Raw genomic sequence first — 26,628 nt, 5'->3', positions numbered from 1 at the left:
CACCGAATGGCAGCGGCCGGATAACACATTGACCCGCGCACGCCAAAAATATGGTTTCCAGTCACCCTGACTGATTCGATGGGGGAGCAATCACGCGAATCCCAGGGGGGACGAGACAATGCACTGGTATGTGGACGTACTCAAGAAGTACGCGGTGTTCAGCGGCCGCGCGCGGCGGCAGGAATACTGGATGTTCTTCCTGTTCAACCTGATCATCAGCATCGTGCTGACGATCGTCGACCGCGCCGTCGGCTCGAACGTCATCAGCCTCATCTACACCCTCGCCGTCCTGCTCCCCGGCCTCGGTGTCACGGTCCGCCGCCTGCACGACACCGGCCGCTCCGGCTGGTGGATCCTCATCTCCCTCATCCCGCTGGTGGGCGCGATCATCCTGATCGTCTTCCTCGCCACCGAGGGCAAGGCGGAGCCGAACCAGTACGGCCCCAACCCGAAGTACGCCCCGGCCCACTGAGCCGACGTCAGCGAGAAGGCCCGCCGGAGTTCTCCGGCGGGCCTTTCCCGTAGACCGGGGCAATCCCTGCCGGTGCGCGCGGGCGATCTGACCGACCCGGAGGCCTTGCGGGCCGCGGTGAGGAGCGCGTCGACGCGGTGCCGAACCACGTCGGCGCGGCGATACCCGGTGGCCGATGGTGCACGTCTTCGACGCCCCGGTCCCCGGTGTACCCGCACGGGGCGGACTGTCGCTGGGCCGGCCGCTCCGACGCCGCGCTGCCCTTCCGGTCCGGACAGACCCACCGGCTCACCTGAGGGCTGACGCTGATCAACCTCGGCGATTGCGTTCACCCGCGTCGGGTGAAGCCCTCCGGCGCAGGCCGTGCCCAAGCTGGATGTGACGACGGCTCCTGCGACTTCTCCCGAGGTGTGCCACGCGCACAGTGAGACCGGCTTCCGGCCCGGGTCCCGCCCTGTGGGCCCGTGCGGCGCTGCTCGCCCTGCTGGGCAGTGTGGCGGTACCGCTCGTCGTCGCCGGGCTGAAGAGCGTGCTGTGGGTGCTGGTCGGGGTCGCGGGGCTGGCCCTCACCGCCGCCGGGGTGTGGTGGGTCCTCGCGCACACCGGAGTCGTCCGGGCGGTGGGGACGCTGCTGTCGGTGGCCGCGCCCCTGGCGGTCCTCGCGCTGTACGCCGCGCACGACCTGCTGTGGGCGGCGTGCCTCTCGCTGGGCCTGTGGGTGCTGGCGGTGGTGGCCGCGCGGATCGCCCTGACGCCCGCGGGTGCTTCCGCGCGCCGCCGCGACCGGGGGCCCGTCGAGCCGCCGCGCCACCCGTGGATCCTGATGAACCCGAACTCCGGCGGCGGCAAAGTGGCCCGCTGCCACCTGGCGGAGCGGGCACGGGCGGCGGGTGCCGGGGTCGTCCTGCTGGACCCGACGCGGCATCAGGACGTGGCGGAGCTGGCCCGGCGCGCGGTGACGGACGGCGCCGACCTGCTGGGGGTGGCCGGCGGAGACGGCACGCAGGCCCTGGTCGCCGAGGTCGCGGCCCGGCACGGCCTGCCCTTCCTCGTGATTCCGGCCGGCACCCGCAACCACTTCGCCCTGGACCTCGGCCTGGACCGGGAGGATCCGGCGGCCGCCCTGGAGGCGCTGACCGACGCCGACGAGTTCCGCGTCGACCTCGGGTTCGCCGCCGGCCGGGTGTTCGTCAACAATGTCTCCTTCGGCACGTACGCGGCCGTGGTGGCCAATCCCGCCTACCGGGACCAGAAGGTCCGCACGGCGCTGCGGGAGCTGCCCGAACTCCTCACCGGTGACAAGGCCCCCAGCCTGCGGATGCGGGCCGGCCGGACGCGGGCCGAGGGCCTGCAGGCGCTGCTCGTCAGCAACAACCCGTACCGGCGTGCCGTCGACGTCTCCCGCCCGGGACGCCGGGTCTGCCTGAACTCCGGACGGCTCGGCGTACTGTGCCTGCGCGTCGGCAGCACCGCGCAGGCGGCCCGGCTGCTGCGCGGCCCGCGCTCGCCGGGGCTGAGCCGGCTGACCGCGCGGGAGGTCGTCGTCGAGGCGGACGCGCCCACCGTCCCGGCCGGTATCGACGGGGAGCACGTCGTGCTGCCCGCACCCGTCGTGTGCCGGATCGCTCCCGGGGTCCTGCGGGTCCGCGTGCCGCGCCGCCGCCCCGGTTCACCGGTCGCCCGACCGGCCGCCGACTGGCCACGGGTGGCGCGGCTCGCGCTGGGGAGATGACGTCACCCGGCGCCGGTGGTCCACTGCGCGCCGGGATGGGAGCGCATGTCGTGGAAGCCCTCCAGCCCTGGCACCCGGCCCAGTACGGCGTCGTATCTACGGCCTTCACGTCCTTGCGGCCCGCCTGGCGACCCACTTGCCGAGCTCCCACAGCCCGAGCAGCACCAGCGCCGGCACCAGCGCCCAGCCGAACTGCCGCGCGTTGATCTGGGTCGTGCCCAGCAGCCGCCGGAAGCCGTCCATCTGCGTGACCAGCACCGCGAGGACGAACTCCACGAGCATCGCCCAGTTCATCTGCTTGCTGTCGAAGCTGGCGGTGGTCAGGACGGTCTCCGTCTCGCTGCGGCATTCGAGCGCGGCCACGATCAGGCAGAGCGCGAAGGACGTGAACGCGATGGACTGGCCGACGGCGGTGCTGCCGTAGTGCGACTCGCCGAGCTTGCTCAGGGCGAGCAGGCCGATCGTGATCACCAGCCCGGACAGCCCGACCGTGATCATCACGCCCCTGGTCAGCACGGGATCACCGCGCGGACGCGGTCTGCGCTCCATGAGTCCGGGACTCTGCCGGTCGAAGCCGAGCGCGAAGCCGAAGGCCGCGTTGACGAAGAAGTGGATCCACAGCACCTGGGCCGGGGTGAAGGGTTCGCCCGCCGCGATGTCGAACAGGGTCGCGCCGAGGAAGGTCAGGACGAACACCACGAGGAGCACGAGGACGAAACGGATGTACTTCGTGAGGTTGTCGTAGATCTTGCGGCCCTGCTCGACGGCGAAGACGATCGTCGCGAAGTTGTCGTCGGCCAGCACCATCCGCCCGGCGTTCTTGGCGACCTCCGTGCCGGAGCCCATGGCGATGCCGATGTCGGCCGCCTTGATGGCCGGGGCGTCGTTGACGCCGTCCCCGGTCATGGCCACCACGTCGCCCTTCTTCTTGAGCGTGTCGGCGAGCAGCACCTTGTGTTCGGGGGCGACGCGGCCGACCACCCCGATGTCGTCGATCCGGGCGAGCCGCCCGCTCTCCGGCAGCGCGGCGAACTCGGCGCCGAGGAGCGCCTCGCCCTCGATGCCCAGCTGCTGGGCGATGGCGGCGCCCGTGACGACGTCGTCGCCGGTCACCATCCGCACCCGGATGTGCGCGGCCTGCGCGTCGGCCACGGCGGCCCGCGACTGCGCGCGAGGCGGGTCGAGCATGCCGACCAGGCTCGTCATCTGCAGGTCGGTGACGTGGGCGAGCAGGTCCCCGTCCGGATCGAAGGCGGCGGGGTCGAGGTCCCGGCGCGCGGCGGCCATCACCCGCAGCCCCTCGCCGCCCATGCGCTCGACGTGTGTCTGGGCCCGCTCACGCAGCTCCGCGTCCCAGGGGACGGCCGCACCGTCGCGCAGCGCGGTGGCGGCCCGGGCCATGACCGCGGGTGCCGCACCCTTCACGAAGCACCGTACGACCGGGCGGCCGGCCGCGTCCGTGGCCGAGTGGAAGGTGGCCATCAGCTTGTACGACGGGTCGAAGGGCAGCGTGGCCAGCCGGGGCAGCCGTTCCCGGGTGGCGTCGATGTCCAGCCCGGCCTTGTGGCCGAGCACCAGCAGGGCGCCCTCGGTCGGGTCGCCGACCACCTTGCCGTCCACGAGCCCGGCGTCGCTGGCGACCACGTAGGGCAGGATCGCGTCCTCGATACGGGGTGTGCTGCCGACGGCGTGATGGACCTTGCCCTCCAGGCTGTAGCCGGTGCCGGAGACGGTGTAGCGGTCGGCGGGATCGACGACCTCCACGACGGTCATCTGGTTCATGGTGAGCGTGCCGGTCTTGTCGGAGTTGATCGCCGAGGTGAACCCCAGCGACTCCACCGACGGCAGGTCCTTCACGATCGCCTGACGCCGGGCCAGGTCCAACCCGCCGATCGACAGGATGGTCTGGGTCACCGTGGGCAGGGCCTCCGGGATGGCGGCGATGGCCAGCGAGACGGCGCTCACGAACAACGCGTCCCACGCATTACCGCGGCTGCGCCCCAGGACGAACATCACGATCATCGTCAGTCCGGCCGCCCCCGTGATCCACAGGGTGAGCCGGTTGAGCTCCTGGTCCAGCGGCGAGGCCTCGCGGGGCGTGGCCGACAGCATCCCGGAGATGCGGCCGAGTTCGGTGCCGGCGCCCGTGGCCGTGACGATCACCGTCGCGCTGCCGTGCGTGACGGGCGTGTTCATGAACGCCATGTTCGTCCGGTCCCCGGGGCCCAGGTCGTGGCCGGCCAGGGTCGTCGCATCCTTGGCGGCGGGCACGCTCTCGCCCGTCAGCGCCGACTCGTCGATCTGCAGGGCGCTGGCGCCGACGATCCGGCCGTCGGCGGGAACCTCGTCCCCGGCGGCGAGGAGGACGACATCGCCGACGACGACCTCCTCGGCCGGGATCTCGGACTCCGTCCCGTCCCGGCGCACCCGGGCGGTCGCCTTCAGCATCGACTTGAGCGCGTTCATGGCGCTCTCCGCCTTGCCCTCCTGCCGCATGCCGACGACCGCGTTGAGGACCGTCAGCACGACCAGCAGGATGCCCGTGCTCCACTGCGCGATCAGGAACGACACCACGGCGGCGGCGACCAGGACCAGCTGCATGTAGCTGCGGTACTGGGCCAGGTAGCGGCGCCAGCCCGGCAGGGGTTTCTCCTCCGGCAGCGCGTTCGGACCGTTCGCCCGCAGCAGCTGCGCCGCCCGCGCCGAGGACAGCCCCACGGCCGGATCCACGTCGAACGCGGCGGCGACCTCCTCCGCGGGACGTGCGTACCAGGCCGGGTCGCCCGTCGCTCCCTCGTGCGGGGCATCCGTCCGCGCGGTCACGGCGCGCGCCTCTTACCGGATTTCCCGTGGCGTGATTTGCCTTTGGGAACAGAAGCGGCATACGGATCGGGCGCGGCACCCTTGGGCGCCTCACGCTCCAGCTCCTGTCTCACCTCGGCCAGGCCACGCCGGGTCTCGTCACTGACCCGCGGGTACTGGGGATCGATCTCGATCAGGGTGTGCGCCAGCACCGCGGCCGCGCAGACGCGGGCGAACCACTTGTGGTCGGCCGGTACGACGTACCAGGGCGCCCAGTCCGTGCTGGTGGCGGACAGCATCTGCGAGAACGCGCGCTGGTAGTCGTCCCACCGGGCCCGCTCCCGGACGTCGGCGGGCGAGAACTTCCAGTTGCGCTCGGGAACGTCGATGCGCTTGAGGAAGCGGATGCGCTGCTCCTCCTTCGACAGGTTCAGGAACAGCTTCACGATCCGGAACCCGTTGTCGGTCAGGTAGCGCTCCCAGTCGTTGATCTCCCGGTAGCGCCGGTCCCACACGTCCGGACCGCGCACCGAGTCCGGCAGCCGCTGCCGGTCGAGGTTCTCCGGGTGCACCCGTACGACCAGGACCTCCTCGTAGTGGGACCGGTTGAAGATGCCGATCTCGCCGCGCCCCGGCAGCCGGCAGGCGTAGCGCCACAGATAGTCGTGATCGAGCTCCTCGGCCGAGGGCACCTTGAAGCTGGACACCCGCACCCCCTGCGGGTTGACGCCGCTCATCACATGGCGGATCGTCCCGTCCTTGCCGCCCGCGTCCAGGGCCTGCAGGATCACCAGCACCCCATAGGTGTCCTGGGCCGCCAGCCGCCGCTGGTATTCGGCGAGCAGCTCGACACCGGTGCGGAGCAGCTCGACGCCCTCTTTCTTCTTCTTCCGCAGGCCTGCCTTGTAGCCGGGATCGAAGTCCTCCGCCAGACGCACCTTCTTGCCGGGCTCGACCCGCAGCGGCCCGATGAACTCCGCTATGCGTTCGGCCATGTCGTCGGCCATCGTCCGCCTGCCTTCCGCCGTGGCCCGGCCCACCGGCCCGGCCTCGTGCCCACGTCGCCCTCCCGACAGGATCGAACCGATCGACGGGGCCGGCCTCACCCTCCCCGGGTGGTTGCCAACGGGGGGCGGCAACGGTCCGGAACAGCGAGGGTGCGCGGGAGGCGCTACTCGCCGTCCGCCGGGTGCAGGTCCTGCTCGGTCCAGATCGTCTTGCCGGTGGGGGTGTAGCGCGTGCCCCAGTGGTGCGTCATCTGGGCGATGATGAACAGGCCCCGGCCTCCCTCGTCGTCGTTCTCCGCGTGCTTCAGATTGGGCGTCGTGTGGCCGGTGTCGGAGACCTCGCAGATCAGGTTCCGGTCGCGGATCAGGCGTACCTGGATCGGGCCGCCGCCGGCGTAGCGGATGGCGTTGGTGACCAGTTCGCTGACGATCAGCTCGGTGGTGAACGCCAGGTCGTCCAGCCCCCAGTCGCCGAGCTGCTTCGCGACGGCGGAGCGGATGGTGGCCACCGCCGCCGGGTCCGGGGCCAGTGCCCACTGGGCGAACCGGTTCCGGTCGAGCATGCGGGTGCGGACCGTGAGCAGTGTCGCGTCCACGTCCACCGCCCCGGGCAGCAGGGTGTCCACCACCGTGTCGCACAGCGCCTGCAGGGACCTGCAGTCGCCGGCGAGTACGTGGGACAGCTGCGTGAGCCCGGCCTCACGGCTTTCGGCCGCCTGGAGGAGGCCGCCCGTGAAGAGGGCGACGACGCTGCCCGGCGGGAACTCCAGTTCCGTGCTCTGGTAGGGCGGGCCACCGACACCGAGCGGCGGTCCTGACGGCAGCTCCGGACACTCGACGACGCCGTCGCGCGGTACGACGACCGCCTGCACCGAGTCCCCGGCCCGCGCCAGACTGCACTTTCCCGAAGCGGGGTCGTACACCGCGTACAGGCAGGCCACGCCCAGCGCCGCGGTGGTCCGCGGCCTCAGGTGGCCCGGCCCCTGTCCGGTCCCGCGCTCGTGCGCGGTCTGCTCGGCCAGGTCGTCCAGGCGGGACAGCAGCTCGTCCGGGCTCAGGTCCAGGCGGGCCAGGACGCGTACCCCCGTGCGCAGCTGCCCCATGGTCGCCGCGGCGCGCAGGCCGTGACCGAGCACGTCCCCGACGACCAGGCCGACCCTGCTGCCCGACAGCGGGATGACGTCGTACCAGTCACCGCCCACCCCGGACCCGCTGTCGGCGGGCTGGTAACGGCTCGCCGAGTCGAGGGCGGCGTGTGACGGCAGGCGGCGCGGAAGCAGGCTCCGCTGAAGCTTGAGGGCCACCGTGTGGCCACGGGTGGCCAACGGCATCAGCAGGAGACCGACCAGCAGGGCGCCCAGGCCCAGGACGGTGACCCCGCCGGTCGGTCCGATCAGCGGCAGGTCGACGCTGGTCGAGCCGTACCGCGGGTTCGCGTAGACGACGAAGGTGGCGTACAGGAACAGCAGGAGCATGCTGAGCCCGCCGAGCGCCGGGAACACGCCCTTGAAGACCATGTCCCTGACGCTTCGGGTGAGGACCTTGCGGTAGTACCAGAGGCAGGCGAAACCGGTCACTCCGTACTGGAACGCGATCGCGAGCCCGACCGAGTCGATCGAGTCGGCCACGATGTTCTGGCTGAACGACGTCAGCAGGACCAGCAGGGCGATCGAGACCGCTCCCATGCCGATGGTCGCCCAGGTCGGGGTGAGAAACCTGCGGTGGATCCGGGCGAACCGGGCGGGGAGGGCCTTGTGGACCGCCATGGAGAAGACGGTCCTGGCCAGGGGCAGGATGGTGGTCTGGGCGGAGGCCAGCGCCGAGGTCAGCACCATCAGGATCAACAGTCTCGACAGGACCAGCCCCGTCTCGTGGCTCCCGAACACGGCATCGCCCAGTCCGGAGAACACGTCGTCCGAGTTGTTCGGGTTGCCGAGCCCGATACCCGAGGCGCCGACACCCGCGAACGCCTGCGCCGACGTGGACACCAGCCCGTACATGACCAGGAGCAGCACGGTGGCGAGGACCGCGGCGCGCCCGGGGATGCGCGTGCTGTCGACGGTCTCCTCGTTGACCGCGAAGGCGGTGTCCCATCCCCAGTAGATGAAGACGCCCGCGAGGACGCCCGAGGTCAGGGCCCGTGCCGAGGACACCTCGAAGGGGTTGAACCAGGAGGCGGAGACGTGGATCGCCGTCGCGGGAGGACTACTGCTGTAGACCCTGACCAGCGCGGCGACGGCGAACAGGGCCAGCATCAGCACTTCCAGGCACAGCAGCCAGCGCTGCACGGCCGCCGAGAACCCGATGCCGACGTAGCAGATCGCGGTCAGCACGGCGATCCAGACGATGCCGGCCACGGTGGTCCACAGCCGGCTCTCCCCCAGTTCGTCCAGGCCCACCAGCCGGAAGCCGTAGACACCGGCGATCTCGGCGAGGTTGACCATGACGATGATGTCGGCGACGACGATGCCCCAGCCGCCCATCCAGCCGGTGCGCGGTCCGAAGGCGCGGGTGGCCCAGGTGAAGGTGGTCCCGCAGTCGGCGTTGCTCGCGTTGAGCTCCCGGAAGGCGTATGCGACCAGCAGCATCGGGATGAAGGCCAGCATGGTGACGATCGGGGCCTGCAGTCCGACCCCGGCCACGATGATGCCCAGCGTGGCGGCGACGCTGTACGCCGGGCCGGTGGAGGCCAGGCCCATGACCACCGAGGAGAACATGCCCAGGGCGTTGTTCTTGAGCCCCTTGCGGCCGGCCCCCGTCCCGGGGGCGGGGCGGCCGGCGGACTCGACGCCGCCAAAGTGCCTCACACTTGATTCCAACGCGGGGCCGCTCACCTCCGCAACAGCGCGGGGCGCCGACCTGTTTCGCTTCTCGATTCGTCCAGGCCGGCCGCGTGAACCTCACATCTTGCTCAGAAGACTCACGGAGGCAGGCAGTCCGCCCCTCGGCGCTGACATGATCTCGTCAGCCGTGAGCAGTCAACCGATCGCGGCACGCCACCTCCCTGACCAGGAGAAATGTCATGCCCACATCCAAGGGGGCCTTGCGGACCCTCGCAGGACTGAGCATCGCGTGTGCCGCGCTGCTCACTCCGCTCACCGGCTGCACCTCGGACCACACCGAGGCCAAAAAGCCCGCGCGGCCCACACGTTCGCCCGAGCCGGGTTCGGTGGCGGCAACAGCCACTCCGAGCAGCAGTGCACAGCCCCCGGTCCAGCAGCCCCCACGGCTGGACGCCGACGAAACACTCGCCGCCCGCCAGAAGGCGACCACCGGGAACGCGAGCCTCGCCTTCGGCAAGGGCAGGAAGGGGGACGCACTGATCGTCGCGGTCCGCTGCCAAGGCGCGGGCAGGATCAAGGTCGCGGTGCGGTCCGCGCACGTCACCTTCCCGCTGGAGTGCCTCGCCGGCCAGGTCAGCACCACCTACAACCAGCTGGCTGTCAGCGGCGTGGATCGCAGCGGCGTCGTCTCCGTCGAGGCGCCCTCATCCGTTCGCTGGTCGATGACCGTCGGCCGCGGTGCACCCGCGCAGGAGGAGACCCCCACGGCGACGGCCGAATCACTCTGACCCACCACGTGAAGGGCTGAGATCCGTCTCCTGGACGGACAGGAACGGGACTTCGACGACAGGTGGTGCCTGTCAGGCACGGGAACCTGGAAAGTGACCGACAAGCGGACGGGGTGGAACGACGGCCGGCACGTCCAACTGACCCTCACCGCACGGACCGCGGCGGCGACACGTGCGCCGGAGCCGAACGACCCGCCCGCCCCGATGGCGGACCGCGCCCAGCCGTGCAACGCCGCCGATCACGTCGCAGCGGCGATACCGGGCCGGCGACCGATGAGTTCCGGAACTCGGTGGGGTCTGCCTCTGCGCAAGCGAAAGCCGCGCACCAACTCTGTGAGGGGACCATGACCACCCACGCACTACCGCCCGTCGTCGACGCCGCGACCTGGGAGCGCCGGCTCGAGGCACTGCGCGCCCGGGAGAAGGCCGCGACGCGGGAGCTCGACGCCATCGCCGCCGAGCGTCGTCGCCTGCCGATGGTCGAGATGCCCGACTACATCCTCGAGGGCGAGGACGGCCCCGTTCGGCTGGCGGACATCTTCGAAGGCAAGAGGCAACTGATCGTCTACAACCACATGTGGTTCGCCGGCAAGGAATGGCAGTGCCCGGGCTGCACGGGGTTCACTTCGCAGTACACCCGTCTGGAGTTCCTGGACGACTACGACGCGCGATTCGTCGTCGTCACCCAGGGCCCGATCGAAGAGGCACTCGCCTACAAACGGCGGGTCGGCAACCGGATGGCGTGGTACTCGACCTCCGACAGCCCGTTCGGGGCCGACGTCGGCGCACCGCCCGACGGAGGTTTCGCGGTCAACGTGTTCCTGCGCGACGGCGACACCGTCTACCGCACCTGGCACACGAACGGTCGGGGTACCGAGCAGCTCAGTCACACCTTCGCGCTGATCGATGTCCTACCGTACGGGCGGCAGGAGGAATGGCAGGACTCGCCCGAGGGCTGGCCTCAGTCGCCCACCTACAGCCGGTGGGCGAGGTCCGAGGACATCGCCGCGCTCTATGGCCCGGGCTCCGGCGACGGCTGAAGCGACGCCGACACGGTCAGGAAACCAGAACGTCGATGCCGTCCCCCAGCAGCTTCAGCCCGAACACGAAGAACAGAGCCGCCATGACAGCGATGTTGTGCCGCGCCGCCCATTCCTTCCAGTTGGCCAGCATGTTCTTCGCCCGCTCACCCATGACCAGGAAGACGCCCAGCGGAGTCAACGGCCCCACGGATGCGACGAGAACGAAGATCGCGAGCGCGGCGATCTGCTCTTCGACCGGCAGCCCCGACGAGCTGATGGACGCTGCCGCGGCAATGGTCAGCGGGGCGTTCTTCACATTCCCGGCCGACAGCAGGAGAGCGAGAAGGAAGACCTTCACCGGTGTGAAACGGTCGATCGCGGCCATCCATTGAGGCAACTGTGCCTGCGTGACATCTGCAGGGCGATGACGCCACAGCCTCACCGCGAAAAGAACCAGTGCCACCCCCAGGGCGAGTTTGAGAGCCCCCACCCAGTCGGCCGGCTGCCCGTGGGTGGTGGCACTCCGGTGGCCGCCGATGACCAGCATCACCACGCCCAAGGCCGACAGACCCACCACCCAGCCGGCGGCGAACACCAGTCCGTTCACGCGTCCCCGAGGCGTGGCCAGCACGATGATGATGGCGACGATCGGCAGCGGACTGACGGCGACACCGGCCGCCAACCCCAGCACATCACCCAGCACTTCACCCATGCGTAAAGAATCAACGACGGCGCACGGTCCTTGCCGCATGGGCACGTGGCACGCGAGTGAATGGCGCCCACGGGTGCCCTGGTTCCCCGGGTGCGGGCGATGTGCATGCGGGATAGGCTTTTGACGACAAGGTCAGGTTCTCTGGGCGGTTTACAGACGCCGGTCGCCTTATTCGCGACGTTCAGTTTATTCGCGACGCTCAGTTCTTTCTGTTGAGACCCGACGAGCGCGGTGCGCCCCCTCGCACTTTCCAGGAGTGGGCAACGGCCGAATCCCTTCTCTCCAAGCCTTTCTCGCGCTTTGCGTGCCGGATCGGCACCGGCTTCAGGGTCCGCAGCTTGCAGTCCCTGTGGAGGTCGGGATGAGAATTGTCGTGGACCTTTCCCGATGTGAGGGGTATGCGCAGTGCGCGTTCCTCGCTCCGGACGCGTTCCGGATGCACGGCGAGGAAGCACTGATGTACGACCCGAACCCCGACGACGCCCGGCGCGACCAGGTGCTGCGCGCCGCGGCGGCCTGCCCGGTCCAAGCGATTCTGGTCGACCAGCTGGAGGGACGGGACGTACCGGCGGAGGCGTCGAAGTCATGACCAGCGCCGACAACTTGCGTGCGTTCAAGCGTGATGGCCGCATCGTGGTCGTCGGGGCGTCGCTGGCTGGGCTGCGGGCCGCGGAGGCTCTGCGCGACGAGGGTTTCACCGGATCGTTGACCATGATCGGTGACGAGCTGGGCGAGCCCTACGACCGGCCTCCCCTGTCCAAGCAGGTACTGACCGGGTGGGTGCCGGCCGACGGCACCAAGCTGCCGCGACGCCGTGACGTCAATGCGGAGTGGCTGCTGGGCGTGCCCGCCAGCGGGCTGGACCTGGCGACCAACCACGTGCGTCTCGCCGACGGACGCGAGGTTCCCTTCGACCGGGTGCTGATCGCTACCGGGGTGCGGGCACGGCCCTGGTTCGTCGAGAGCGAGGCAGCCCTGGACGGGGTGTTCGTCGTACGTACACGCGAGCACGCCGAGGGCCTGCAGCGAGCCCTCGCCGCCGGGCCCTCCCGCGTACTGGTCATCGGTGCGGGATTCACCGGCTCCGAGATCGCCTCCATCTGCCGCGAGCGGGACATCCCGGTGACCGTCGCCGAACTCGCGCCGGCTCCGCTGGTCGGGGCGCTCGGTGCCATGGTCGGTGAGATCGCGGCGGACATGCAGCGCGCTCACGGCGTCGACCTGCGCTGCGGCGTCAAGGTCACCCGGCTGGAGGGCGACGCGCAGGGGCACTTCCGCCGCGCCCACTTCGACGACGGCAGCACCATCGACGCCGACGTGGCGGTGGTGGCACTCGGAGGCATCCGCAACACCGAGTGGCTGCGGGACTCGGGCCTGGCGGCGGGTGTCTGGGGAATCGCCTGCGACACGGGCTGCCGCGCCCTCGACCTCAACGGCCTGATCACCGACGACGTCTTCGTCGCCGGAGACGTGGCACGCTGTCCGAACCCGATCTACGAGTACCGGCTCATCTCGCTGGAGCACTGGGCCAACGCCGTGGAGCAGGCCGAGGTCGCGGCGCACAACATGGTCAGCGGACAGGCGGACCGCTGGCCCCACCTGTCCATCCCGGTGTTCTGGTCGATCCAGTTCGGCGTCAACATCAAGTCCGTCGGCGTGCCGACCTTCGCCGACGAGGTGGTCGTCACCCAGGGATCGGTGCCCGACCACCGTTTCGTCGCCGCGTACGGCTACCGGGGCCGCGTCACCGCGGCGGTCAGCTTCAACAACGCCAAGTGGCTGGACCACTACCGGCAGCTGATCGAGACGGCCGCACCCTTCCCGCCGCCCTGGCCCACGCCCGACCAGCCCCTCGACATGAAACCGGTGCCCGTCGACTTCCCCGGCCCCGCCCTGATCGCCCAGGGAGCGACCGTGGTCGTCACCGGCAATGACCCAGGTGAGCGGCGCGTCACGTCCATCCAGCAGCACCGGTGAGAGGGAAGGCAAGATGACCACGACCGAGACGCCCGACACCCTGCGCCGGATCCTCGACTACTCCTCCCGGGCCGACCCGTACCCGCTGTACGCCGAGCTGCGCGAGACGCCGGTGGCACTGCAGGAGGACGGCAGTTACGTCATCAGCGCCTATCGCGAGCTCACGGACATCCTGCACAACCCGCACCTGAGCTCCGACGTCCGCAATCTGTCACATCCGATGGAGGCATTCGAGAGATCCGGCACGCCGGCGTTCATCAACCTCGACCCTCCCGAGCACGACCGCCTGCGGCGTATGGCGATGCGTCACTTCGGCCCCCCGCACACCCCGGGGCTGGTGGCCGGCCTGGAACCCGACCTGACCGCCACCGTCGGCAGCCTGATCGACGACTTCGCGGGCAAGGAGCAGATCGACGTCGTCGACGACTTCGCCTACCCGTTCCCCGTCACCGTGATCTGCCATCTGCTCGGCGTGCCACGCGAGGACGAACCGAGGTTCCACCTGTGGGTGAACGCCATCATCGAGTCGATCGACTACAACCCCAAGATCGACCCGAAGGAGAAGCTGGAGAACGGCCGGCAGGCCACCGAGGACCTGCGCGCGTACCTCGGCGGGCTGGTGGAGCAACGCCAAGGCCGGCCGGGTGACGACCTGCTGTCACGGCTGGCCAACGACGACGGGCCGGAGGGGCGGATGGCCGACGACGAAATCGTCGCCACCGCCAACCTGTTGCTGATCGCCGGTCACGAGACCACCGTCAACCTCATCACCAACGGCATGCTGACGCTGCTGCGCCACCCGCAGGTGCTGCGGCGACTGCGCGACGAACCGGGCCTGGTCGTCCCTCTGGTCGAAGAACTGCTGCGCTACGAGCCTCCCGTGCACATCATTCCGTGGCGGGCGGCGTACAGCGACATCACCGTCGCGGACACAGTCATCCCCAAAGGCTCGCGGATCCTGCTCATGCTGGCCTCGGGCAGCCGCGATCCGAACCGCTTCCACGATCCCGACCGCTTCGACCCCGATCGGCGTGACAACCAGCACCTCGGCTTCGGCAGCGGCATCCACCTGTGCTTCGGCGGCCCACTGGCCCGGCGCGAAACCCAGATCGCGCTGACCGAACTGGTACGCCGTCTCGACCGACCCCGGCTGGTCGCCGACCCACCGCCGTACCGGCGCAGCCCCGTCCTTCGCGGTCCGATCCATCTGCACATCGAGCAGGGTGACAGTTGACGCGACAGCCGCCACCGATCGAGTGCTGACGCTCAAACTGAGGCGCCGGGGAGGGGTTGTTCGGTCCAGATGGACTTGCCGTTGGGGGTGTGGCGGGTGCCCCAGCGCTGGCAGAGTGCGGAGATGAGCTGCAGGCCGCGGCCGCCCTCGTCGGTGGCGGAGGTGTGGCGGATGTGCGGCGTGGTCAGGCTGGCGTCGGAGACCTCGCAGATCAGTGCGCGGCTGCGGAGCATGCGCAGCCGGATGGGGCCGCAGGCGTGCCGGATGACGTTCCCGACCAGCTCGCTGACCACGAGTTCGGTGGTCATGATCAGGTCCTCGTCGGCCAGGTCCCAGTCGGTGAGCTGGGCGCGGACCAGCTCGCGGGCCCGGCCCGCCGCCACCGGGTCCTCCGGCAACGGCCACTCCGCGATGTTCTCCGCGTCCAGCGGGTGGGTCCGGGCCAGCAGCAGGGCGGCGTCGTCTGCCAGCACGCCGTGGGCGGGGAGGAGAGCGGAGGTGAGGGTGGCGCAGAGGGCGTCCAGGTCGGACGCGTCCGCCGGTGAGGTCGGCATGGCGTTCACGGACCGGAAGAGGAGCTCGGCCAGGTGGTTCATGCCGGTGGTGACATCCCTGTCCTTGCTCTCGACCAGGCCGTCGCTGTAGAGGGCGAGCAGGCTGCCGGCGGGCAGTGGGGTCTCGAGCGTTTCGAAGGGCGGAGCGGCCACCCCCAGTGGCGGGTCCGGGGTCATGGACAGGAAGGTGACGGTGCCGTCGGGGTGGGCCACCGCCGGGGGCGGCTGACCGGCGCTGGCGTACGACAGACACCGGCTCACCGGGTCGTAGATGCCGTAGAGGCAGGTCGCGAAGGCATCGTTGCCCAGCTCGCCGACGATGTCGTTGAGGTGGCCGAGGATTTCGTCGGGCGGCAGCTCCAGCTCCGAGAGGGTGCGGACGGCTGTGCGGAGCCGGCCCATGGTGGCGGCCTCGGCCATGCCATGGCCCATGACGTCGCCGATCACGAGCGCCACCCGGGCCGCGGAGAGGGGGATCACGTCGTACCAGTCGCCGCCGACGTCGGCTCCCTGTTTGGCCGACTGGTAGCGCGCCGCTGTCGTCACCTCGGGCAGCTTGGGCAGTACCTGTGGCAGCAGGCTGCGCTGGAGGGTGCGGGCGCGGGTCGTCGCCTCGTCGTAGAGCCCGGCTCGCTCCAGCGCCTGCGCGATCAGTCCGCTGAGCGCGGTCAGCAGCGTTCGTTCGTCGTCGTCCAGTACCCGCGGTCGTCCGAAGGAGATCACCGCCGCGCCGATCTCGCGCCCCGACACCGCCAGCGGCAGAAAGGCCCACGCCTGCTTGTCGCTCTCCCGGATCAGGGTCTCGGTCCCCGGGTAACGCTCCAGGAACTCCTCCGAGGAGGAGATACAGAGGGGGGTGAGGGTGTGCAGGGCGTCTCCCGCCGGGTTCATGGTGTCCCGCACTGCCCAGTGCCCGTCCAGCAGTCGGGTGAAGCGCTCCGCATGTCCCCGGGAGCCGACCACGGTCAGCCGGTCGCCGACCACGCCGAGCATGATGAGCCCCGTGGCTCCGAGGGGTGTCATCACACCGTCGGCCGTCGCCGCCATCACATCCTGGGCCGTGACAGCCTCGGCCAGCTCCCGCGTGATCCGCTGCACCAGGGCCGCCCGCTCCGCGGACGCCCGCTCCGCGGCGGCCCGCTCGGCCTCCCGCAGATGCCGCTCGGTGGTGTCGGTGATGTAGAGCGTGAGGCCTTCCGGCACCGGCACCAGCCGCAGGTGGTACCAGGACGTCCCGTCCGGCCCCGGTACGTCGAATCCGGCCGGCCGGCCCTCGGCCGCCGTCGCCCGGCACCGTTGCTCCAGCCCCGGCACGGCACGTACCGCGGGGATGTTCCAGAGCAGGGCTCCGGCCACGTCTCCCGCGGCCCCGAGGAACCGCTCGGCGGCCTGGTTGAGAAATCCGATGCGCCAGTCCGTGCCCAGGGAGACGAAGCCGTCGCTCATGTGGCGCAGCGCCCGCCCCACCGACTCGGCGGCGGCGTGCGTTTCGCTGCTGTCCCGGAGGGTGCCGATCACCTTCACCGGTGCGCCGTCTTCGTCCGTGATCGTCCGGGCACGGGCCTCGATCCAGAGGTACGTGCCGTCCTGGCGCCGGACCCGGTACTCGTTCTGGAAGCCGCCGCGGAGCTGGATGCCCGTGTCGAAGCCGGCCACCACCCCCGGCAGGTCGTCGGGGTGGATCAGCGCCGCCCACGCCTCGATGCCGCCGCTCATCACCTCCGGGTCGATGCCGACCAGCACCTCCTCGACGGGCCGGTCGGAGGTCAGCTCGCCGGTGCGCAGGTCCCAGGTGTACGAGACGGGGGGCGCCCCTTCCACGTCCCACGCAGGGGCGGACTCCCGCGGTCCTGGCTCGTTCTCCAGGGCGCGCAGCAGGGTGGGGGACGGATTGAGGATCCCGGACGACCCGAGCCTCCCGGACATCCAGGTCGCCACCTCGTCCAGAAACGCGCACTCCGCCGCACCGGGCTCGTCGCCCGGGGCGAAGAGGACGGAGAGCGCGCCACGTCGCCGGCCACCGCCCGGAATGGGGACGGCCAGGTGACCGATGCCGACGGGGAGCCGGGAAGGCCACAGGGCGGCGGGGTCCCGGCCGGGCACCGGGTCGGGCGGAGCCAGGTCGGGCTGCCAGGTGATGGTGTCGTTGCGGGCGGCCCTGCTGGGCGGGGCCGTGCCCCGTACCGGGATGATCAGCCAGGGCCGGGTCATCGACTCCGGCAGGCCACTGTCGGCGACCAGGTAGAGGATGCCGCTCATGCCGCCGCCCGGGAGATGCACCAGGCCGCCCAGGCCGTGCACCTCGGCCACCGCCTGCTGGAGCGCGGTCAGCAGCACCTCGACCTCGCGCCGGTCCTCGTCCACGGCGTCGAGCAGCCGCATCCGTATGCGGTGTGTTTCCGAGGGCCGTGCGGTCGGTATGGTCCGCAGACCCTGCGGCTGGTGCAGCGAATGGGGGACGTGGGGCATCGACGGGTCGGTGCTGTGCGCTTCGCCACCTCTGGTGTTCACCACTGTCGACTGTCGCCTCCGCTCACCCGCTGGGCTGCAAGTGATCGGATGTGGACCTGTAGCGATCTACATCCATCGAATCCATCTTAATCGGATTAACTTAGGCGATTTCATCTGTCAGGGGAACAGTCCGCCCTTGGGGCGGCCTCCCGACAATGGGCGTGGCCACGTCAGGGTGGGCAGCTGCTGCAGCTGGACGGCGAGCGCATTCGCCCTTCGGCGTCCGTCGTCGGCCATCGCTGTGCGCGGTCACCTCCTCCTCGCTCACCCCGCCAGCGCCTCACCCACCCGATCGAGTGCCCTGGGCCCCCGCCCGCTCCGGCACGAGAGTGGCACGGCCCGGGGCCGCTCCTTGGCTCCCTCGATGCGAACTACGAGCACGATGGTCGCTGAGTTTCGTCGGGCCGGTCAGGAGGGCTGCGCGGTCCATGAACGGCTGTCGCCGGTCGGCACGGTCGCTGTCCAGCACTGCTGTACCTGGCCTACAACAACCAGTGCGGCACCACCCCCGGCATTAGCCCACCTGGCCGGGTGCAACTGTGCCGATCAGCGGTCGACGCGGTCTCCCATGCTTGCATCCTGCGAGGAGGCCCATGACATGACTGACGAGACACAGCAAGGCACCCGCTCCCGACTCACCGCGTCCCGGCGTCATGTGCTGGCGGCGGCCGCCCTGGCGCCCATAGCTGCCAGTGTGCCGGCCCGGGCCCACGCCCTGTCCGCCGGACCGGCGGACCGCGCCCTGGTCGAACCGGTGAGGACCAAGCTGACGGACTGGGCGGACGTGGGCGACGCTCTCGGCCGACCCGGTGACATGAGGCGGTTCATGTACCACACGGGCTTGCCGCGCCGGGACCTCACGGTCTACTCGCGCGGCATCCTGATCAACCCCGCGCTCGCCCTCGGTACGCACGTGTCCTTCGTCCGATACGCGGACCAGAGCACGCTCTTGATGGGTGACGCTGTGGTCACCGAACGCGAACTGCAGCACTTCTGTGACGTCCTGCAGGAGCACGGGATCATGCAGACCGCCATCCACAAGCACCTGCTCGCCCACGAACCGGATGTCTGGTGGGTCCATCTGCACGCCCACGGTCACGATCCGGTCGCCGTCGCTCGCGGTCTGCGCGCCGCATTCGACTGCACCGGTACTCCACCCGCCGAACCCGCCACCCCTTCGCCGCCCGTCGACCTGGACACCACCGCCATCGACGCCGCAATGGGCGTCAAGGGCAGCGCTGACGGCGAGATCTACAAGTCCACCTATGTCCGTCGCGAGACCGTCGCCGACGGCCGTATGGCCCTGCCTTCGGGACTGGGCTCGACCACCTCCGTCAACTTCCAGCCGCTCGGCGGCGGAAGGGCCGCCCTCAGCGGCGACCTGGTCATGATCGCCGACGAGGTCCAGCCCGTCCTCGCGACCCTGCGACGCGGTGGGGTCGAACTCGTCGAGGTGCACCACCACAACCTCACCGACGAACCACGCCTGTTCTTCGTCCACTACTGGGCTGTCGGCGATGCCGTCAGGCTCGCCGAGGCCGTTCGCCGGGCCGTGGACGTCACCAACGTCGTACCCATGCCTGGAGGAGCCGGCTGATGACCGCGGACAACGAGACAATCACCTGCCCGTTCGACTTCAGCGAAGCACTTGAGTTCGACCCCGCGCTCGCGGACCTGATGCAACGCCGCTCCCCCGCGCGCATCCGGCTTCCCTACGGCAACGCGGATGCCTGGCTGATCACCGGCTTCGACTCCGTCAAGCAGGTGACCACCGACCCACGGTTCAGCAGGGCAGGCATCATCGGTCACGACTACCCCCGGATGACGCCGGAGCCGATCGTCTCGCCGGAATCGATCAACGTGATGGACCCGCCGCTCAGCAGCCGTGTCCGCCACCTGGCCTCGCAGGCCTTCACCCAGCAACAGGTCGAGAGCATGCGGCACCGGATCACCTGGCTCGCGGACCGCCTGCTGGACAACATGGAGAAAGAGGGAGCGCCGGCGGATGTGGTCCAGCACCTCTCCAACAAGCTCCCCCAGCACACCATCCTGGATCTCCTCGGTATCGGACGGGAGGAATGGCCCCGAGTCGAGGAGTCCCTGCACCAACTGCTCGTCGTCGGCGCGGGCAACAAGGAGGCCGCCGCGACAGCCAAGACCTATCTGACGGCCTACTTCACCGAACTCGTCGGGCAGCGCCGGAACTCACCCGGCCCCGACCTCATCAGCGCGATGGCCGCAGCGCGGGAGGGCGAGGAACAGCTCGACGACAAGGAACTGGCGGTCATGGCACTGACGCTGGCGCTCAGCGGCCAGGACACGGCGACCTGCCAGATCAGCGACATCACCTACCTGCTCCTGACACGCCCCGAGCTGATGCAGCACCTCACGCGCCGGCCCGAGACCCTGACCGACGTCGTGCACGAAATGCTCCGCTGCATCCCGTTCCGCAAAGGCGTCGGAATCCCCCGCGTGGCTCTCGAGGACGTGGAACTGGACGGGGCGCGGATCAAGGCGGGCGACTTCGTGCACGTGTCGTACCTGACGGCCAACCGTGACCCGGAGCGCTACCCGAACCCACACGTCATCGACCTCGACCGGCCCAGCGCTCCGCATATGACCTTCGGCTGGGGCGGACACCGGTGCATCGCGATGCCGTTGGCCATGGCGGAGCTCGAAGTGGCCATCGGCCGCCTTGTGGAGAGGTTCCCGGGCCTGCGGCTCGCGGTGCCGCCGGAGGAGCTGCGGTGGGACACGGAAACGATCAGGCGGTTTCCGCTGGAGCTGCCGGTGGCTTGGTAGGAGGCCTGCACCGCGCCGGGCCGGATGAGGTCGTACACCGGCTCGCGAAGTCGTGACCCGGCGCCACCGCTCACCGACGAGCCCCCCTCCCAGCAGGGAAGGGGGCTCAAGGGCCACACAGCCGGCACATGCGTGGAACGGCGTTCAGCCCCGCGCCGACGGTCGGTGGAGTCCGACGCGCCAACCCAGCCGGCCGGCACCGAACACATGCAGTGAGCGAACGCAGGCGCTGAGGCAGGGCACACCAGTTGCCGCTACGCAAGTTACCGCTGAGCATGAAGGTGTGGCAGTCCCCTGGCTGCTCCCTGTCGGGTTGAGCACCCCCGTCCCCATCGCCTACGGCAGTCGACCACCTCCGAGTAGGCCGCTCGCACGCATGTGAACCCCTCCCGCCCGAGGGTCGGGTTCAGGGGAACCTCGGTGGAAGTCGTCCGCTCAAACGAGGAAGCGATCATGATGAACAAGACTGCGAACCGAGTGGCGTCAGTCTCAGCGGGAGCCTGCCTCGCCGGCGCAGCGGCTGCGCAGGGGTACGCCCGCCTCCGTGCGCAGCGCCTGGCCAAGAAGTACGAGCAGTACCGGGTCGAGCATCGGGCCGAGCACGATCGGATCGACGCCCAGTTCAACCACCAGGACCGCATCGTCAATGGCCTCAACTGGCATTACGTGGACGAAGGCGCACGCGACGGCGAGGTCATCCTCTTCCTCCACGGACTGCCCGAGAGCTGGTACTCCTGGCGCCATGTGCTGCCGCTGGTGGATCACCAGTACCGCCTGATCGCCGTCGACATGAAGGGCTACGGCAGGTCCGACCACCACGACCGCGACTACAACTGGCACACAGTTGCCCGGCAGACCCTGGACCTGATGGACGACCTGGGCATCGACAGGTTCTACGTCGTCTCGCACGACTGGGGCACGGTCATCGGCAGCGTGCTCGTCGGCGATCACCCGGACCGCATCCTTGGATACGTCCGTATGGAACTCGATCTCGCCAGCCCCAAGTCCCTCGGCGACTGGATCACCTTCTACCGGCTCAAGCCACAGTGGCTCTACTGCCGCAGCTACCAGTTCGGGCGGTACAAAATGCAGGACCCGGCCGCCATCATCGACCAGGTCTACCCGTCGCGAATGACCACCTCTCTGCAGCCGGACGACCGCGACTACTTCGTGTACGAGTTCTCGCGGCCAGGCGTCGCCGAGGCGGTCTCGCGCTACTTCCTCGCCCGCAACTGGGATCTTCCCGCCGCCATGGACCGAATAGGCGAGAACGGCCTCCCCTTCCCGATCCTGCAACTACAGGCGACCGAAGACCACGCGCAGCCGCAGTGGCTCTTCCATGACGCCGAAAGCCGCTTCCCCGACATCCAGCTGGAATGGGTGAGCGACGCCAGCCACTTCGACAACCTCGACCAGCCCACCCAAGTGGCCGAGGCGATCAACCGCTTCGTGCACGACACCAGCACATCACCTCCCCGGCGCGAGACGATGGGGCGCAGCTGATCGGTACGGCAGAGCGTCAATCCGCTCTCCACACCCAGCCGGTGGCGAACAGCGATCCGTCGGCATCGCCACCGGGCCTCCCGCTGTCCTTGTCCGCCGTGCTGTTCAGGCCGGTGACGCATGCCGCCGACATGCCGCGCATGGCGTAATGAACCGCTTCGGCGGCTTCCCAGGTCACGTTGTGCGGAGGCGGTGACCGGCGTGGACGCGGGAAGGCGGGTGGCAAACCGGGCCATGGGCACGGAGAGCATCGACCGATCGAAAGGTTTCGGCGAGCGGCTGCTCGGCCTGCTGCTGGACAGAGCGCGGCTGCTGCCGCCCCAGATGATCGCCCCGCTGGTCGCGGAGGGAGTGGCCAGGATCGGCGGTCGTGACGTCTCCGTCCTGCTCCAGGACTACGCGCAGGAGTTGCTGGTGCCGCTGCCGGGCAGAAAGCTGCACGTGGCCCAGCCAGAGCCGATGGCCGACTCCCCCGCCGGGCGGGCCTTCCTGCGCGGGGACGTTGTCGAGGTACCGCAGGCCAGCGGCGGCATCCGGATGTACCTGCCGCTGCTGGACGGCAGTGACCAGGTGGGCGTACTGGCCCTCACCCTGGACACGGTGGACGACGACGACCGGCGCCTGCTGCAGAGGCTCGCCAGCCTGGTCGCCGACATGCTGGTCACCAAGAACGCCTATACCGACCAGTTCTTCCAGGCCCGGCGTCGGGAGCCGATGAGCGTGTCCGCAGAGATCCAGTGGAGCCTGCTGCCGCCGCTGACGATGTCCGTGCCCCAGGTCGAGGTGGCCGGGGCCCTGGAGCCCGCCTACCGCGTCGCCGGCGACAGCTTCGATTACGCCCTCAACGGCAACATCCTGCACATGGCCGTCATTGACGCCATGGGCCACGGTCTGGACGCCGCCACGATGGCGACCGTGGCCATCGGCGCCTACCGGCATGCCCGGCGCGTGTTCATCAGCCTGGACGAAAAGTACTCGTTCATGGACGATGCCATTTCCCGGCAGTTCGGGCCCGACCACTTCGTCACGGCGCAGCTGATGCACCTGAACATCACGACCGGTGAGATGGAAATGGTCAACGCGGGCCACCCCGCACCGCTGCTGATCCGCGACGGCCGGGTCGTGCAGCAGCTGGAGAGCGCGACGACGCTGCCCGTCGGCTTCGGCGGCGAGATGCCCCGAGTCAGGGAGCACGTGCTCCAGCGAGGCGACCGGGTGCTCTGCTACACCGATGGCATCATCGAGGAGCATGTCGCCGGCGGGGAGACGTTTGGCGAGGAACGCCTCATCCGCTGCGTCAACCGCCTGGGGGAAGAGCCGCCAGAGAGTGTGCGGGCGGATCTGCGCCGACTCTCCCACGCGCTGAAGAGCGAACGGGGCGGGCGCACCACCGACGACGCCACCCTTTTCATGATCGAGTGGCACGGGGGCACCGCCGACCACCTCGCGACCCTCGACTGAACGTCTCGACGTCGGCCGAGTCCGCATCCGACACCGCTGAGGTGTCGGGGACACCTCCCGCGCGAAAGACCGCCGCCGCCTGGACGCAGCAACTTCTTGCCCGTCGGGCCGATTTGTATGGCCGTATCCCTCTGCGGGGGCGGTGAGACACCGAAGACCACCCCGCTATGTGCCGACGCGTGGTCGTCATCTGCCCTGGCTCAAGACCTCCAGCCGCTGCATCCCCTCCCGGAAAAGCTTGTCGATGTGTCGTCGGCCGGCTCTCAGGAGCTGGTGTACGCAGGGGTTGGAGTCGATGGCGAGGTTCCAGGTGACGGTGGTGGCAGTATCGGCCGTGGGCGCCAAGGTCCACTGTTCCACCAACGCCGAGACGCCCGGCGTGTTGGCCTCGTAGGCACAGTAGGCGAAGCGCCGGCCCTGATCCCAGGCGATGATCCGTTCGCGAGCCCGGATGGCGCGGTAGAGGCGGAAGCAGCGTGTCGAGCCGACGCCGTAGGGGGGTGAGCCCTCGAAGTGGACGTCGTTGGCAGGGGCGAACCAGCGGGGCCAGTTCTCCGGGCGTTCGGCGAGCTGCTCGAAGATCGCGCCGACAGGAGCACGCAGCTCTCGGATGCAGGTCTGCCGGAAGAGGGCACGGTCGAGAAAGCCGAGGTCCTCGGGGCGGAGCTGGTAGGTCACCTGTCTCGGCTCCTTCCGATGCCGATGCGAGAGGCGCGCGTGATCGCTCAGGGCGCTTCCCTCGTGTCATGGTCACCCCGTGCCGGATGGCATACATCGTGGGTGCGGCCGATGGGATGACCTGATGTCGGCATGGTCTGCCTGGCATACCTGAGTGGGGACGTTTCTCCTTGGTAAGGCCGTCGCCGTGCGGCGCCAGGAAACCCGAAGGAGACCCCAAGGATGGCCATCCCCTTCAAGGGCGTGATCCAAGAGGACATCCGGCAGTCGGTGCCGGACTGGGAGCCGTACAAGCAGCCGCAGGCTCCTGACGGTGCGCCGAATGTGCTGTACCTGGTGTGGGACGACATCGGCTTCGGCACCTTCGACATCTTCGGAGGGCTGGTGGAGGCGCCGGCGATGCGCCGGCTCGCCGGGATGGGGGTGAAGTTCACCAACTTCCACACCACCGCCCTGTGCTCCCCGACGCGTTCGTCCCTGCTGACGGGGCGGAACGCGACCAGCAACGGCATGGCCTGCGTCGCGGAGATGACGAGCGGTTTCCCCGGGTCCAACGGCCGGATCCCGTTCGAGAACGCGAGTCTGGCCGAGGTGCTGGTCGAACGCGGCTGGAACACCTACGCCCTGGGCAAGTGGCACCTCGTCCCCTCGGACGAGGCCACCCTGGCATCCTCGAAACGGCACTGGCCGCTCGGCCGTGGATTTGAGCGCTTCTACGGCTTCCTGGGCGGCGAGGCCGACCAGTGGTACCCCGACCTGGTCTACGACAACCACCCGGTCGAACCGCCGGCCACCCCGGAGCAGGGCTACCACCTGTCGAAGGACCTGGCCGACCGGGCCATCCAGTTCATCCGGGAGGCCAAGGTCATCGCCCCGGAGAAGCCCTGGTTCACGTACTTCTGCCCAGGCGCGGGCCATGCGCCGCACCACATCTTCAAGGAGTGGGCCGACCGGTACGCGGGGAAGTTCGACGACGGATACGAGGTCTACCGCCGTATGACGTTGCAGCGGCAGATCGAGCTGGGCATCGTGCCCGAGGGTACCGAGCTCACCCCGATCAACCCGCACGGCGAACCGGAGGCCACCGGGCCCTCGGGCCAGCCGTGGCCGCTCACCGACTTCGTGCACCCCTGGGAGTCGCTGAACGACGACGAGAAGCGCTTGTTCGCCCGGATGGCCGAGGTCTTCGCCGGCTTCGTCTCCTACACCGACGCGCAGATCGGCCGCCTGCTGGACTATCTGGAAGAGTCCGGACAGCTGGAGAACACCATCATCGTCGCGGTCTCGGACAACGGTGCCAGCGCCGAGGGCGGGCCGAACGGGTCGATGAACGAGATGAACTTCTTCAACGGCGTGCCCGACGACATGGAAGAGAACCTGCGTCACCTGGACGAGATGGGCAGCCCGAAGACCTACAACCACTACCCGAGCGGGTGGGCGTGGGCATTCAACGCCCCGTTCAAGTACTGGAAGCGGTGGGTGTCGTACGAGGGCGGTATCGCCGACCCGATGATCGTCGCCTGGCCCAAGGGCATCAAGCAGCGAGGCGAGACCCGCCACCAGTACGTGCACGCCATCGACATCGTCCCGACGATCTACGACCTGCTGGGCATCCAGCCCCCGGCCGTCGTCAAGGGATTCGAACAGAGCCCGATCGAAGGCGCCAGCTTCCGCAGGGTTCTCGAGGACGCGCAGGCGCCCGACCCGCGGCAGACGCAGTTCTACACGATGCTCGGCACGCGAGGCATCTGGCACGACGGCTGGCACGCCGCGACCGCTCATCCGCCGGCGCCGTCCAACTGGAGCCACTTCGAGCAGGACGTGTGGGAACTGTACAACCTGCGTGAGGACCGCTCCGAGAACCGGGACCTGGCCGCACAGCACCCCGAGAAACTCGAGGAGCTGAAGCGCCTGTGGTCGGCGGAGGCCGAGAAGTACCACGGGCTGCCGCTCGACGACCGCAGCCCCATGGAGATCCTGAGCACGCCCCGGCCGCAGCTGGCCAAGCCCCGTGACCGGTACGTCTACTACCCCGGCTGCGCCGGCGTCCCCGAGGTCGCGGCCGTCAACATCCGCGGCCGGTCCTACACCATCGTCGCCGAAGCGCGCCTGGACACGCCCGAGGCCCGCGGGGTGCTCTTCTCCCACGGCGGGCGCTTCGGCGGGCACAGCCTGTACCTCATGGACGGACACGTCCACTACGTCTACAACTGGCTCGGCCGTATGGAGCAGAAGGTCGCCTCCCCGGAGCCGGTCGGCCCAGGCGACCACACCTTCTCGGTGGTTTTCCAGGCACGCGAGCGTGACCAGCAGGGCAGCACGCACGGCGCGCTCACCCTCTACGTGGACGACCGCCAGGTCGCCCGATCCGACATCAAGACCCAGCCCGGCAACTTCTCCCTGGTCGGAGAAGGCCTCGCGGTCGGCCGCGACGCCAGCCAGCCGGTCTCCAGTGACTACGGCCCGCCGTTCGAGTTCCTCGGCGGCACGATCCGTCAGGTGGTGGTCGACGTCAGCGGGGAAGCCTTCTCCGACGTGGAGAAGGAACTCATCGGTATGTTCCACCGCGACTGACAGCGGCCGCGGGCGT

The 26,628-nt window shown here is 69.5% G+C and carries 19 protein-coding genes; 12 read left to right on the top strand and 7 right to left on the bottom strand.

What is annotated here, in order from left to right; all coding sequences use genetic code 11:
- The first annotated feature begins 118 nt into the window (after positions 1-118).
- Complete coding sequence (locus ACWC5O_RS17250) at positions 119-472, top strand: DUF805 domain-containing protein (RefSeq protein ID WP_450580722.1); 354 nt, start codon at positions 119-121, stop codon at positions 470-472.
- A 424-nt stretch (positions 473-896) separates the two neighbouring features.
- Positions 897-2,204 (top strand): diacylglycerol/lipid kinase family protein, encoded by a 1,308-nt coding sequence (locus ACWC5O_RS17245; protein WP_450580721.1) that lies wholly within the window; start codon positions 897-899, stop codon positions 2,202-2,204.
- 105 nt (positions 2,205-2,309) lie between these two features.
- Here ACWC5O_RS17245 and ACWC5O_RS17240 read toward each other — a convergent pair whose 3' ends face one another.
- From ACWC5O_RS17240 to ACWC5O_RS17230, 3 genes are all read right to left on the bottom strand, one after another.
- A complete protein-coding gene (locus tag ACWC5O_RS17240) occupies positions 2,310-5,027 on the bottom strand; it encodes a cation-translocating P-type ATPase (RefSeq protein WP_450580720.1) in 2,718 nt (905 codons plus the stop codon).
- Positions 5,024-6,013 (bottom strand): polyphosphate kinase 2 family protein, encoded by a 990-nt coding sequence (locus tag ACWC5O_RS17235; protein ID WP_450580719.1) that lies wholly within the window; start codon positions 6,011-6,013, stop codon positions 5,024-5,026. The genes ACWC5O_RS17240 and ACWC5O_RS17235 overlap by 4 nt, the downstream gene beginning before the upstream one ends.
- A 164-nt stretch (positions 6,014-6,177) precedes the next feature.
- Complete coding sequence (locus ACWC5O_RS17230; RefSeq protein ID WP_450580718.1) at positions 6,178-8,820, bottom strand: amino acid permease; 2,643 nt, start codon at positions 8,818-8,820, stop codon at positions 6,178-6,180.
- Positions 8,821-9,035: 215 nt separating this feature from the next.
- Between ACWC5O_RS17230 and ACWC5O_RS17225 the strand changes: the two genes are divergently transcribed.
- Positions 9,036-9,584 carry a hypothetical protein gene (locus ACWC5O_RS17225; protein ID WP_450580717.1) on the top strand — a complete coding sequence of 183 codons (549 nt, stop codon included), beginning with the start codon at positions 9,036-9,038 and terminating at the stop codon, positions 9,582-9,584.
- Between the two features lie 344 nt (positions 9,585-9,928).
- Positions 9,929-10,624 carry a DUF899 domain-containing protein gene (locus ACWC5O_RS17220; protein ID WP_450580716.1) on the top strand — a complete coding sequence of 232 codons (696 nt, stop codon included), beginning with the start codon at positions 9,929-9,931 and terminating at the stop codon, positions 10,622-10,624.
- Between the two features lie 16 nt (positions 10,625-10,640).
- Here ACWC5O_RS17220 and ACWC5O_RS17215 read toward each other — a convergent pair whose 3' ends face one another.
- Positions 10,641-11,318, bottom strand: a complete 678-nt coding sequence (locus ACWC5O_RS17215) for a GAP family protein (protein WP_450580715.1) — start codon at positions 11,316-11,318, stop codon at positions 10,641-10,643.
- 361 nt (positions 11,319-11,679) lie between these two features.
- Here ACWC5O_RS17215 and ACWC5O_RS17210 point away from each other — a divergent pair, with 361 nt between their 5' ends.
- From ACWC5O_RS17210 to ACWC5O_RS17200, 3 genes are read left to right on the top strand one after another with little or no spacing between them, the layout of a single operon-like run.
- Complete coding sequence (locus ACWC5O_RS17210; protein ID WP_097254680.1) at positions 11,680-11,907, top strand: ferredoxin; 228 nt, start codon at positions 11,680-11,682, stop codon at positions 11,905-11,907.
- The gene (locus ACWC5O_RS17205; RefSeq protein ID WP_450580714.1) at positions 11,904-13,295 is read left to right on the top strand and encodes an NAD(P)/FAD-dependent oxidoreductase; all 1,392 of its coding nucleotides are present in this window, start codon (positions 11,904-11,906) and stop codon (positions 13,293-13,295) included. The genes ACWC5O_RS17210 and ACWC5O_RS17205 overlap by 4 nt, the downstream gene beginning before the upstream one ends.
- A 13-nt stretch (positions 13,296-13,308) precedes the next feature.
- Positions 13,309-14,529 carry a cytochrome P450 gene (locus ACWC5O_RS17200; protein WP_450580713.1) on the top strand — a complete coding sequence of 407 codons (1,221 nt, stop codon included), beginning with the start codon at positions 13,309-13,311 and terminating at the stop codon, positions 14,527-14,529.
- Between the two features lie 32 nt (positions 14,530-14,561).
- Here the strand turns inward: ACWC5O_RS17200 and ACWC5O_RS17195 are convergent, their stop codons facing one another.
- Positions 14,562-17,465, bottom strand: a complete 2,904-nt coding sequence (locus ACWC5O_RS17195) for a SpoIIE family protein phosphatase (RefSeq protein ID WP_450580712.1) — start codon at positions 17,463-17,465, stop codon at positions 14,562-14,564.
- 727 nt (positions 17,466-18,192) lie between these two features.
- Between ACWC5O_RS17195 and ACWC5O_RS17190 the strand changes: the two genes are divergently transcribed.
- The 3 genes from ACWC5O_RS17190 to ACWC5O_RS17180 all read left to right on the top strand — a co-directional run bounded on the left by ACWC5O_RS17190 (position 18,193) and on the right by ACWC5O_RS17180 (position 21,899).
- Positions 18,193-19,191: a DUF1259 domain-containing protein gene (locus tag ACWC5O_RS17190; protein WP_450580711.1), complete on the top strand. Its 999-nt coding sequence runs from the start codon at positions 18,193-18,195 to the stop codon at positions 19,189-19,191.
- Positions 19,191-20,396, top strand: a complete 1,206-nt coding sequence (locus ACWC5O_RS17185; protein ID WP_450580710.1) for a cytochrome P450 — start codon at positions 19,191-19,193, stop codon at positions 20,394-20,396. The genes ACWC5O_RS17190 and ACWC5O_RS17185 overlap by 1 nt, the downstream gene beginning before the upstream one ends.
- 453 nt (positions 20,397-20,849) lie before the next feature.
- Positions 20,850-21,899 (top strand): alpha/beta fold hydrolase, encoded by a 1,050-nt coding sequence (locus ACWC5O_RS17180; RefSeq protein ID WP_450781013.1) that lies wholly within the window; start codon positions 20,850-20,852, stop codon positions 21,897-21,899.
- A gap of 16 nt (positions 21,900-21,915) precedes the next feature.
- Here ACWC5O_RS17180 and ACWC5O_RS17175 read toward each other — a convergent pair whose 3' ends face one another.
- The gene (locus tag ACWC5O_RS17175; protein WP_450580708.1) at positions 21,916-22,077 is read right to left on the bottom strand and encodes a hypothetical protein; all 162 of its coding nucleotides are present in this window, start codon (positions 22,075-22,077) and stop codon (positions 21,916-21,918) included.
- Positions 22,078-22,133: 56 nt separating this feature from the next.
- Here ACWC5O_RS17175 and ACWC5O_RS17170 point away from each other — a divergent pair, with 56 nt between their 5' ends.
- Positions 22,134-23,360, top strand: a complete 1,227-nt coding sequence (locus tag ACWC5O_RS17170) for a PP2C family protein-serine/threonine phosphatase (protein ID WP_450580707.1) — start codon at positions 22,134-22,136, stop codon at positions 23,358-23,360.
- 186 nt (positions 23,361-23,546) lie between these two features.
- Here ACWC5O_RS17170 and ACWC5O_RS17165 read toward each other — a convergent pair whose 3' ends face one another.
- Positions 23,547-24,038 carry an SRPBCC family protein gene (locus ACWC5O_RS17165; protein ID WP_450580706.1) on the bottom strand — a complete coding sequence of 164 codons (492 nt, stop codon included), beginning with the start codon at positions 24,036-24,038 and terminating at the stop codon, positions 23,547-23,549.
- Between the two features lie 222 nt (positions 24,039-24,260).
- Between ACWC5O_RS17165 and ACWC5O_RS17160 the strand changes: the two genes are divergently transcribed.
- Positions 24,261-26,612, top strand: a complete 2,352-nt coding sequence (locus ACWC5O_RS17160) for a sulfatase-like hydrolase/transferase (protein WP_450580705.1) — start codon at positions 24,261-24,263, stop codon at positions 26,610-26,612.
- The last annotated feature ends 16 nt before the right edge of the window (positions 26,613-26,628 follow it).

It is taken from the genome of Streptomyces sp. NPDC001450 (assembly GCF_053597295.1).
This window is presented reverse-complemented; position numbering and strand designations above follow the sequence as displayed.

Excerpts from the sequence above, each read along its gene's own strand:
- ACWC5O_RS17250 (WP_450580722.1), top strand. The coding sequence starts at position 119 with ATGCACTGGTATGTGGACGTACTCAAGAAGTACGCGGTGTTCAGCGGC.
- ACWC5O_RS17235 (WP_450580719.1), bottom strand. The coding sequence starts at position 6,013 with ATGGCCGACGACATGGCCGAACGCATAGCGGAGTTCATCGGGCCGCTG.
- ACWC5O_RS17225 (WP_450580717.1), top strand. The coding sequence starts at position 9,036 with ATGCCCACATCCAAGGGGGCCTTGCGGACCCTCGCAGGACTGAGCATC.
- ACWC5O_RS17220 (WP_450580716.1), top strand. The coding sequence starts at position 9,929 with ATGACCACCCACGCACTACCGCCCGTCGTCGACGCCGCGACCTGGGAG.
- ACWC5O_RS17215 (WP_450580715.1), bottom strand. The coding sequence starts at position 11,318 with ATGGGTGAAGTGCTGGGTGATGTGCTGGGGTTGGCGGCCGGTGTCGCC.
- ACWC5O_RS17210 (WP_097254680.1), top strand. The coding sequence starts at position 11,680 with ATGAGAATTGTCGTGGACCTTTCCCGATGTGAGGGGTATGCGCAGTGC.
- ACWC5O_RS17205 (WP_450580714.1), top strand. The coding sequence starts at position 11,904 with ATGACCAGCGCCGACAACTTGCGTGCGTTCAAGCGTGATGGCCGCATC.
- ACWC5O_RS17200 (WP_450580713.1), top strand. The coding sequence starts at position 13,309 with ATGACCACGACCGAGACGCCCGACACCCTGCGCCGGATCCTCGACTAC.
- ACWC5O_RS17195 (WP_450580712.1), bottom strand. The coding sequence starts at position 17,465 with ATGCGGCTGCTCGACGCCGTGGACGAGGACCGGCGCGAGGTCGAGGTG.
- ACWC5O_RS17190 (WP_450580711.1), top strand. The coding sequence starts at position 18,193 with ATGACTGACGAGACACAGCAAGGCACCCGCTCCCGACTCACCGCGTCC.
- ACWC5O_RS17185 (WP_450580710.1), top strand. The coding sequence starts at position 19,191 with ATGACCGCGGACAACGAGACAATCACCTGCCCGTTCGACTTCAGCGAA.
- ACWC5O_RS17180 (WP_450781013.1), top strand. The coding sequence starts at position 20,850 with ATGATGAACAAGACTGCGAACCGAGTGGCGTCAGTCTCAGCGGGAGCC.
- ACWC5O_RS17170 (WP_450580707.1), top strand. The coding sequence starts at position 22,134 with ATGGGCACGGAGAGCATCGACCGATCGAAAGGTTTCGGCGAGCGGCTG.
- ACWC5O_RS17160 (WP_450580705.1), top strand. The coding sequence starts at position 24,261 with ATGGCCATCCCCTTCAAGGGCGTGATCCAAGAGGACATCCGGCAGTCG.